This is a genomic window from Empedobacter sp. UBA5924 (assembly GCF_002431085.1).
GTDB lineage: Bacteria > Bacteroidota > Bacteroidia > Flavobacteriales > Weeksellaceae > Empedobacter > Empedobacter falsenii_B.
Map to the genome: position 1 here is coordinate 21,940 of NZ_DJDM01000014.1, position 9,666 is coordinate 31,605.

At 33.4% G+C, this 9,666-nt stretch carries 6 protein-coding genes and 1 pseudogene; 6 read left to right on the plus strand and 1 reads right to left on the minus strand.

Annotated elements, in window-relative coordinates:
* The first annotated feature begins 81 nt into the window (after nt 1-81).
* A complete protein-coding gene (locus tag B3792_RS03420) occupies nt 82-3,015 on the plus strand; it encodes a VIT domain-containing protein (protein ID WP_291068869.1) in 2,934 nt (977 codons plus the stop codon).
* Nucleotides 3,016-3,094: 79 nt separating this feature from the next.
* On the opposite strand, the gene B3792_RS03425 is transcribed toward B3792_RS03420, so the two are convergent.
* Nucleotides 3,095-4,621, minus strand: coding sequence for a YifB family Mg chelatase-like AAA ATPase (locus B3792_RS03425; protein ID WP_286495370.1), 1,527 nt, complete (start codon nt 4,619-4,621; stop codon nt 3,095-3,097).
* 107 nt (nt 4,622-4,728) lie between these two features.
* Between B3792_RS03425 and B3792_RS03430 the strand changes: the two genes are divergently transcribed.
* The 5 genes and pseudogenes from B3792_RS03430 to B3792_RS14170 form a co-directional block, all read left to right on the plus strand.
* A complete protein-coding gene (locus tag B3792_RS03430) occupies nt 4,729-5,202 on the plus strand; it encodes a cytidine deaminase (protein WP_038337075.1) in 474 nt (157 codons plus the stop codon).
* Nucleotides 5,203-5,258: 56 nt separating this feature from the next.
* Nucleotides 5,259-6,263, plus strand: coding sequence for a pyruvate dehydrogenase (acetyl-transferring) E1 component subunit alpha (gene pdhA, locus B3792_RS03435; protein WP_125349669.1), 1,005 nt, complete (start codon nt 5,259-5,261; stop codon nt 6,261-6,263).
* Between the two features lie 5 nt (nt 6,264-6,268).
* The gene (locus tag B3792_RS03440; protein ID WP_125349668.1) at nt 6,269-7,873 is read left to right on the plus strand and encodes a pyruvate dehydrogenase complex dihydrolipoamide acetyltransferase; all 1,605 of its coding nucleotides are present in this window, start codon (nt 6,269-6,271) and stop codon (nt 7,871-7,873) included.
* Between the two features lie 103 nt (nt 7,874-7,976).
* The gene (locus tag B3792_RS03445) at nt 7,977-8,918 is read left to right on the plus strand and encodes a YihY/virulence factor BrkB family protein (protein ID WP_038337079.1); all 942 of its coding nucleotides are present in this window, start codon (nt 7,977-7,979) and stop codon (nt 8,916-8,918) included.
* A gap of 506 nt (nt 8,919-9,424) precedes the next feature.
* Nucleotides 9,425-9,666: pseudogene (locus B3792_RS14170) on the plus strand (IS982 family transposase); the annotation flags it as partial.

Here is a 9,666-nt window from a genome sequence, read left to right on the forward strand (position 1 = left end):
CTAACAACTCAACACTTAAAACTTTTTCACATCAACCAACCTTTTTGTAATTTGTTGCATCTAACTTACAAATCAAACAATATGAAAAAGTTATTTTCTTTTTTCTTCGTTTTTGTTGGAATGTTTTTTTCTACAAAAATAAATGCGCAAGATATTCGAATCGGATTTCCGCGTATCGAAATCGGTGAACGCCCAGACGAAAATTCTGTGAGTTTGCAATCGATGGATGTACAAATTGAGATTTTTGGAAATTTAGCCAAAACGACAACAACTTTAGTTTTTATGAATTCGTCAAGTCGAAATCTTGAAGGGAATTTAGTTTTTCCTTTGCCCGAAAACACGACGGTTAATGGATATGCAATTGATATTAATGGAAAATTGCGAAATGCAGTTCCTGTTACAAAAGTGCGTGCGGTTGAGGTTTTTGAAAGTATTCAGAAGCAAAATGTCGATCCTGGAATTATCGAAAAAGTAGAAGGAAATAATTTCCGAACTCGAATTTCTCCGATTCCAGCAAAAGGTTCGCGTACGATTCAGTTGTCGTATTACCAAGAATTGAAATTGGATAAATCGTCGTATCAATATCATTTGCCATTAGATTCTTCGAAGAAGATTGCGAAGTTTAATTTGATAACAAAAGTGTACAATGCTGCTGGAAAACCACAATTGGTTGAAACGCCAGATGGTTCGTTCAATTTTTCTGAAAATAGTAATATATATGAAGCAAATTTGTCAAAAACAGATTTTACGCCTAAAAAATCATTAATTATTAATCTTCCAAAATCGCCGAATAATGTAGAATCTTTTGTTCAGAAAAATGTAGATGGTTCGGTTTATTTTTATGCGAATTTATTGGTAGATGCGAAATCTCAACCAAAAGTTTGGTCGAAAAATATTGGAATTATCTGGGATAATTCGTTGAGTGGTTTGAAACGAAATCATCAAAAAGAATTAGAATTTTTAGATAAAATTATTTCTCAACAAAAAAATCTAAATATTGAAGTTTCGTTGTTGAATATTTCTTTGGAAAAATCGAGATTGTTTCAAATTAAAAATGGTGATTGGTCTGAATTGAAAAAATATTTGGAAAATGTGACATATGATGGAGGAACAAATTATGCAAAAATTCTTCCAACAAATCTGAAAGCAAACGAATATCTTTTGTTTTCGGATGGAATTTCGTCTTTTGGCTCGAATATATTTAATATCGATAAATCTTTCTATACAATTGCGTCTTCGCCGACTTCTAATTATGGCGTTTTGAAAATGATTGCGCAAAAAATTGGAGGAAAATTTATCAATCTAAATGAAAATTCTGTAGAAAATGCGTTCAAACAAATCAATGAAAGTTCGGTTCAATTCTTAGGAATTATCAATAATACAGCAGGAGAAGTTTATCCAATTTCGACAAATGATGTGAACAATGGAATTTCGATTGCGGGAATTTCTCAGTATCCAAATGCAAAATTAACGATGATGTTTGGACGAAATGGAAAAGTGGAATTCAACAAAGAATTGGATTTGAGTAAAGCAACTCAAAATCTTGAAATTAGTAAAATTTGGGCGCAAAGCAAAGTGAATTATTTGGAATTGAATCCAGAGCAAAATAAAACTGAAATTGAAGAAATTGGGAAACAATTTTCGATTGTAACATCGAATACAAGTTTGATTGTTTTGGAAAATGTTTCGGATTATGTAAAGTATAAAATCAATCCACCAGCGGAATTGCAAAATGAATTTAATAAATTATCGAAACAAGGTTTTGAACAAAAAGAAACTCGAAAAGCTGATTTGTTGAAAAATGCAATTGCGAAAGCAAAGGAATTGAAAGAATGGTGGAAGAAAGATTTTAAATATATAAAACCAAAATATCCAAAGCCTGTTACGGATTCTATAACTTATTTAGAAGAGACTGTACAAGTGAATATGGTAATGCCAGAGCCTAGAACAACAGCTGTAATGGAGATGGAATCTAGTGCAGAACAAGCTATGGTAGTTACAGCAAATGGAGTGAGAAGAGAATCGAGAAGTTTAGGTTATGCTTCTGCTAATTTTGTTGCAGATAAAAAAATGAAGGATGAATCATCAGCTTCGGTTCCAGAAATTAAAATAGTCAATGTAAAATCGGATAAAGAATACATGAAGTTGATAGAAGCGTCTAAAAATCCATATCAAACTTATTTAGATTTGAGAAATGATTATGCTGAAACACCTGCGTATTATTTTGATGTGGCAACATTTTTCTTTCAGAAAAAGGAAAGAGAAACTGGATTAAAAATTTTAAGCTCGATTGCAGATCTAGGTTTAGAAGATGCTGAATTGTATAAAATGTTAGCATATAAATTGAAAGAAATTGAGGAATATCAAACCGAATTATTTATCACGAAAAAAGTATTAGATTGGCGACCTTTTGATGCGCAAAGTTATCGTGATTATGCCTTGGCGTTACAAGACAATGAGCAATATCAATCGGCTTTAGAGCATTTATATAAAGTATTGACCAACGATTATTCGATAGAAATTGCTAATCGTGATCGCGATATTACGGAGATTATTGTGCCTGAAGTTAATAATTTGATTTCGCTTCATCGAAAAGAATTGAATTTATCGAAAATTAATAAAGATATCATTGTTGATATTCCGGTTGATATTCGTGTGGTGATGAATTGGAATAAAGATATGACCGATATTGATTTGTGGGTGACGGATCCAAATGGCGAGAAATGTTTTTACGGACATCGTACAACTGCGATTGGTGGACGAATGAGTGAGGATGTGACGCAAGGTTTCGGACCAGAACAATTTATGTTAAAAAAAGCGATCAAAGGAAAATATAAAATAGAAACGAATTTTTTCGGAGAAAGACAAATGAGTATTTCAGGGCCAACAACTATTTCGGCAGAGATTTACTTGATGTATAGCTCAGGAAAACAAGTGAAGAAAATGATTACTTTCCAGAATAACAAGCCAAATTCTGGCGGCGAAGGAATTTTGGTTGGTGAATTTGAATTTTAGTAAATGGAAAAGGAATCTTGAAAGAGATTCCTTTTTTTTGCATAACGCATAATTCATCATTCATCATTAATAATTAAACTCACATCCACTGATTTCGATCCAAACTTCTATACTGAATAGCTTCACTAATATGTTTTGAAAGAATAGTTTCAGAATTATCTAAATCTGCAATTGTTCGTCCAACCCTAATAATTCGATCATACGCACGAGCAGAAAGATTTAATTTTTCCATAACAACTTTGATTAAATGCTTCGAATGATCATCTAAATCACAAAAAGTATCCAACTCTTTTGGTCCCATTTGCGAGTTGTAATGGACTTTTGTATTTTCAAATCGTTTGGTCTGGATATTTCTTGCATTAATGACACGTTCACGAATCACAGCACTTTTTTCGCCACGACGTTCTTGCGACAAATCATCAAACGGAACAGGATTCACTTCGATATGTAAATCAATTCGGTCCAAAAGTGGTCCAGAAATTTTATTCATATAACGTTGCATTTCCGCTAAAGAGGAAGTGTTGTTTGGATCATCCATAAAATAACCGCTCGGACTTGGATTCATAGAAGCTACTAACATAAAACTCGCAGGATAATTCACAGTGAATTTTGCCCTCGAAATTGTGACTTCTCGATCTTCCAAAGGTTGACGCATAACTTCTAAAACAGTTCGCTTAAATTCGGGTAATTCATCCAAAAACAAAACACCATTATGCGCCAAAGAAATTTCTCCAGGTTGTGGATAAGAACCACCGCCGACTAAGGCGACATCCGATATAGAATGATGTGGACTAGAAAAAGGACGACTTACAATTAATGATTTGTTAGATAATTTTCCAGCAACGCTATGAATTTTTGTTGTTTCGAGCGCTTCTTGTACGCTCATTTTCGGAAGAATTGAAGCAATTCGTTTGGCTAACATTGTTTTTCCACTTCCTGGAGGACCGATCAAAATAATGTTATGTCCTCCTGCAGCAGCGATTTCCATCGCACGTTTTACATTTTCTTGACCTTTTACATCAGCAAAATCGAAAGGATAATTATTCATTTCACTAAAAAAATAATCATCTAAATTAACTTGATGAGGTTGTAAAATGATTTCTTCGTTAAAATAATCAACAACTTCTCTGATGTTATTAACCGCAAAAACATCGATTCCTTCTACAACAGCTGCTTCGTCTGCATTTTGTTTGGGTAAAATAATTCCTTCGAAACCTTCTTCTTTTGCTTGTATTGCAATCGGCAATGCACCTTTTATAGGTCGAAGTGAACCATCTAGCGATAATTCGCCCATCATTATAAATTTATGGAGTTGTTCAGAATTTACTTGCTCCGAAGCTGCTAAAATTCCAATTGCGATTGGTAAATCATAGGCAGAACCTTCTTTTTGTAAATCTGCTGGCGCCATATTAATCGTGATTTTTTTACCAGGTAATTTCAAATTAGAATTTTTTAGTGCAGCATTTATCCTAAAATTACTTTCTTTTATTGCGCTATCGGGCAAACCAACCAAATGATACCCGACACCTTGATCAATATTAACTTCCACAATAATTGTTTTTGCGGAAACTCCGAAAATAGCACTTGCAAAAATTTTCACTAACATAAAATATTTTTTTATAAATTTACTTCCTTTTTCTATTGAATAAAATAGCTGAGAGGATTTAAGTATTTAATAATTAATTAAATAATACACTTTGGTGTAAATTCTATATGAAAAAAGAAAAATATTCTTTTGAATTTGAACGATTCGAGAGTAAATCTGAGCTTGCAGCAGAACAAAAAAAAGTAGTAGAAGAGGCTTATGATATTTCGTTGAATGCATATGCGCCTTATTCTAATTTCAATGTTGGTGCATCTGTTCAATTAGAAAATGGAGAAATTTTTTCGAGTTCAAATCAAGAAAATGCTTCGTATCCAGTCGGAACTTGTGCCGAAAGAGGTTTATTGGCTTATGTAAATGCAAACTTCCCAAATATTAAGATTGAAAAATTGGCTGTTTCTACGCCAAATGTCAATTATCCATTGCCTCCATGCGGGATGTGTCGACAATATATTTTAGAGATTGAAAAGAAACAATCGCAACCAATCGAAATTATTTTATCTGGAAAAGAAGGTGATGTTTTGGTGATAAATTCTGCTAAAGATTTGCTTCCATTACATTTTACTGACGAATTTTTAGGGTAGCAATTTTGTACACTAAATAGATTAGTTTAAATTTGTTCCAACGGAATTGTGCAATTATGGAAAAATTAACGCAAGAAACGTACCTACAATGGTATCGTGATATGACTTTTTGGCGTCGCTTCGAAGATAAGTGTCGTTCATTATATTTAAAGCAAAAAATTAGAGGTTTCTTACATTTATACAATGGTCAAGAAGCTTTACCAGCCGGTTTTATTCATGCAATGAAACCTGGTGTAGATCATGTGATTACTGCTTATCGTTGTCACGTTTGGCCTATGGCTTTGGGTGTAGACCCAAAACGTATTTTGGCTGAATTATGTGGTAAAGAAACAGGAACTTCTCATGGTTTAGGAGGATCTATGCACGTTTTCAGTAAAGAGCATAATTTTTATGGTGGACACGGAATCGTTGGTGGGCAAATTCCATTAGGAGCAGGAATCGCTTTTGGTGATAAATTCTTTAATCGCGATGGTGTTACAATCTGTTTAATGGGAGATGGCGCAACTCGTCAAGGTACATTACATGAAACATTTAACATGGCGATGAACTGGAAATTACCAGTTGTTTTTGTTTGCGAAAACAATCAATACGCTATGGGAACTTCTGTTTCTCGTACTGCTAACCACGAAGATATTTGGAAATTAGGTTTAGGATACGAAATGCCTTGTATGCCTGTAGATGGTATGGATCCTGTAAAAGTTGCAGAAGCAGCTTACGAAGCTATTGAAAGAGCGCGTCGTGGAGATGGACCAACTTTCTTAGATGTACGTACATATCGTTATAGAGGTCACTCTATGTCTGATGCTGAGCCTTATCGTACAAAAGAAGAGGTGGAAGAGTACAAACAAGAAGATCCAATCTTGAATGTTGAGAATCATATCTTAGTAAACAATTGGGCAACTAAAGAACAATTAGATGCAATTATTGATGAAGTAAAAGTGATGGTAGAAGAATGTGCAGAATTTGCAGAAAACTCTAACTATCCAGAAGAACACGTAATGTATGATTATATCTATTCAGAAGAAAATTATCCATTCTTAGATAAAATCGAAAACAACTAAAAACCATGGCAGAAATTATTACAATGCCTCGCTTAAGCGATACAATGGAAGAAGGAACTGTTGTAAAATGGCACAAAAATGTAGGAGATAAAATTGCTGAGGGTGATATCTTAGCAGAAATCGAAACAGATAAAGCAATCCAAGAATTCGAATCAGAATTTGATGGAGTATTATTATATCAAGGTGTTGCAGAAGGAGTGTCAACAAATGTTGATGAAGTTTTAGCAATCATCGGAAATGAAGGAGAAGATATTTCAGGTTTAATCGGGGGTGGAGCAAAAGTTACGACTGAAGTTAAAGAAGAAAAATCAACTCCCAGCGAAACAAAAACAGAAGAAGCAAAACCTGTTGCAGAAATTCCTGCAAATGTGGAAGTAATTACAATGCCTCGTCTTTCTGATACAATGGAAGAAGGAACTGTAGTTGTTTGGCACAAAAATGTTGGAGATCAAGTTGCGGAAGGTGATATTTTAGCAGAAATTGAAACAGATAAAGCAGTGCAAGAATTCGAATCAGAATTTGATGGTGTTTTATTATATCAAGGAGCTAAAGTGAACGAGCCTGCACCAGTAGATTCTGTTTTAGCAATTATTGGTGAAGCTGGTACTGACGTTTCTGCAATTGTAGCAAACGGAGGTAAAGTTGCTGCACCAGCAGTTTCTACAGAAGTTGTTGATGACGAAAAACCAGTAGTTGTACAATTAGATGTAAATAATAAGGTTGAAGAAACTTCTTCTTCTGATCGTATTTTTGCATCGCCATTAGCAAAAACAATTGCAAAAGATAAAGGAATTAATTTAGCAGAGGTGAAAGGTTCTGGTGATAATGGACGTATCGTGAAAAAAGATATCGAAAATTATCAACCATCTGCTCAACCAAAAGCGGAAGCAAAATCTGAATCAGTTAAACCAGCTCAAACTTTTGTTTCTGGAGAAGATAAAGTGATTCCAAATTCTCAAATGAGAAAAGTTATCGCTAAACGTTTGGCTGAATCTAAATTTACAGCTCCTCATTATTACTTAAATGTAGAGTTGGATATGGATAATGCGATTGCTGCGCGCAAACAATTAAACTCAGTGCCTGATACGAAAATTTCATTCAACGATATGATTGTGAAAGCATGTGCAATGGCTTTACGCAAACATCCAGCTGTTAATTCTACTTGGACAGATACAGAAATTATTCAACATGGAGATATCAATATCGGTGTGGCAGTTGCTGTAGAAGATGGTTTATTGGTTCCTGTTGTTAAAAATACAGATCAAAAATCATTTGCTCAAATTTCTGCTGAGGTCAAAGATTATGCAGGTCGTGCAAGAGATCGCAAATTAAAAGCAGATGAAATGGAAAAATCAACATTCTCTGTTTCAAACTTAGGTATGTTTGGAATCGAATCATTCACATCGATTATCAATCAACCAAACTCTTGTATCCTATCAGTTGGTTCAATTATTCAAAAACCAGTTGTAAAAGACGGACAAGTTGTAGTTGGTAACACAATGAAATTATCTTTAGCTTGTGATCACAGAACAGTAGACGGAGCAACAGGTGCACAATTCTTACAAACATTAAGAATGTACATCGAAAATCCTGTTACAATGTTAGTGTAAGCTAAGATTTAATATATTTTTTTAAAGACCATTCATCGAATGGTCTTTTTTTTGTTATAGATTTTATGAATTTGTATCTTTAATCTCTAAAGTAATTAATTTAATGAAGCAACTAAAATTCTACTTTAATATTTTAAAACAGACAATTGTTGAATTTGGTGAGGACCGAATTATGAAATTGAGCGCTTCGTTAACTTATTACGCATTGTTTTCACTTTCACCATTAATTCTGATTGTAATTTCCAGTGCAAGTTTATTCTTTAAGAAAGATGCTATCGAAAACCGAATGTTTTATGAGCTTAAAAATATTGTTGGTCCAGATGTCGCTTTAGCTGTACAAAATTTTGTTACAAATTCTACCATTTCAGGAGATAGTTCGCTTGCTTTATATATAGGTATCGGAATTTTGATTTTTGGTTCTACAACAATGTTCACCGATATGCAAGATAGTCTCAATCTTATTTGGCGTGTCGAAGCAGTTCCTCGTAGAGCTTGGTTGAAATTTGTAATAAATAGAGGGCTTTCATTTTTGATTATCCTTTCATTAGGAATAGTTTTAATAGCAACAGTAATATTAAATAGTATATTAATGAGTTTTGGAGAAGAAATTTTCAGTCTTTTCGAACTCGATACCATTATGACGAAGACCACAGTTATTCTTCTTAATAATACATTGAGTATTTCAATCTCGATTTTGATATTTTATATTCTCTTCAAGATTCTTCCCGATGCACGTATCAAAGCAAAACAAGCTTTTGTAGGAGCGTTTTTTACGGCGATTCTATTCTTTATTGCAAAATATTTAATTGGTATTTATATCGCAAACTCCAAATATTCTACCATTTTTGGATCGGCAGGTTCGTTGGTTATTCTTTTGTTGTGGATTTATTATGTTGCAACAATTCTATATTTCGGCGCAAAATTCACAAAAGTATTTGCCGAAGCCAAAGGTTACCCTATTATTCCAAAACGAAATGCGAAGCTCAGAAAAGTATCGTTTATTGATTATCAACTCGATAAAAAAGATTATGAAAGTATAGATTAGTTACTAATTTATTTCGCTTCTCGAAACCTCTCCCGAGCCCATAACCCAAAAGTAGCCGCTGCCTATTTGTTTGATTCAGCAAATATTCACCGCCTAATCATTTCATACAGTGAAAATACAAAACTCGAGTGTAATGATTCACCATTTTTTTTCAACTCGAACTGTCAACAAAATTAAAACTCTTGAAAAACAATTGTACTTTTCGTCAGTTCGAGTGAAAATCTCTGATTTTAGTATCGGGAACTTAGACGAATTGCTGTCAACTTTCAACCGTCCAAAAAAAGTATTGTATACACTCTACTGCCACTATGTTGCCTTCATCCTGCCTTAAAGTAGGGAGTAAGCTGCAATTACGAATTGAGGATATGGCTGATTTTTTACAAAACTTAAATCAAAATTATGATTAAAAATATTAGTTTTACCCGTTGTGCATTTTGATTACTAAATAATAAAGTTGTTCATTTGATTGAAAATCAGTAAATTGTTTTAAGTACAAAACATTTACAATGAACAACTTACTTACAAATTATGAAAGAATATTATAAGTTCTACGAAAATATCCACAGATACACTTTTAATTTATCAACGTAGAAGACCTAAACTTTTTGATTTATAACTCATAAATCTTGTCTTAACAGCTAAATTTATGGGTATTGATAGTGAAAATCATTTATTTCGAAATCTTCCTAAAGCGCTAAGTTGTAAAATTGAGCGTAGTATTTACAATCGTAGAAAACGTAGATTATCA

What these genes read in the sequence shown, in the direction of transcription:
- B3792_RS03420 (WP_291068869.1), top strand. Translation starts at nt 82, where the DNA reads ATGAAAAAGTTATTTTCTTTTTTCTTCGTTTTTGTTGGAATGTTTTTT.
- B3792_RS03425 (WP_286495370.1), bottom strand. Translation starts at nt 4,621, where the DNA reads ATGTTAGTGAAAATTTTTGCAAGTGCTATTTTCGGAGTTTCCGCAAAA.
- B3792_RS03430 (WP_038337075.1), top strand. Translation starts at nt 4,729, where the DNA reads ATGAAAAAAGAAAAATATTCTTTTGAATTTGAACGATTCGAGAGTAAA.
- pdhA (WP_125349669.1), top strand. Translation starts at nt 5,259, where the DNA reads ATGGAAAAATTAACGCAAGAAACGTACCTACAATGGTATCGTGATATG.
- B3792_RS03440 (WP_125349668.1), top strand. Translation starts at nt 6,269, where the DNA reads ATGGCAGAAATTATTACAATGCCTCGCTTAAGCGATACAATGGAAGAA.
- B3792_RS03445 (WP_038337079.1), top strand. Translation starts at nt 7,977, where the DNA reads ATGAAGCAACTAAAATTCTACTTTAATATTTTAAAACAGACAATTGTT.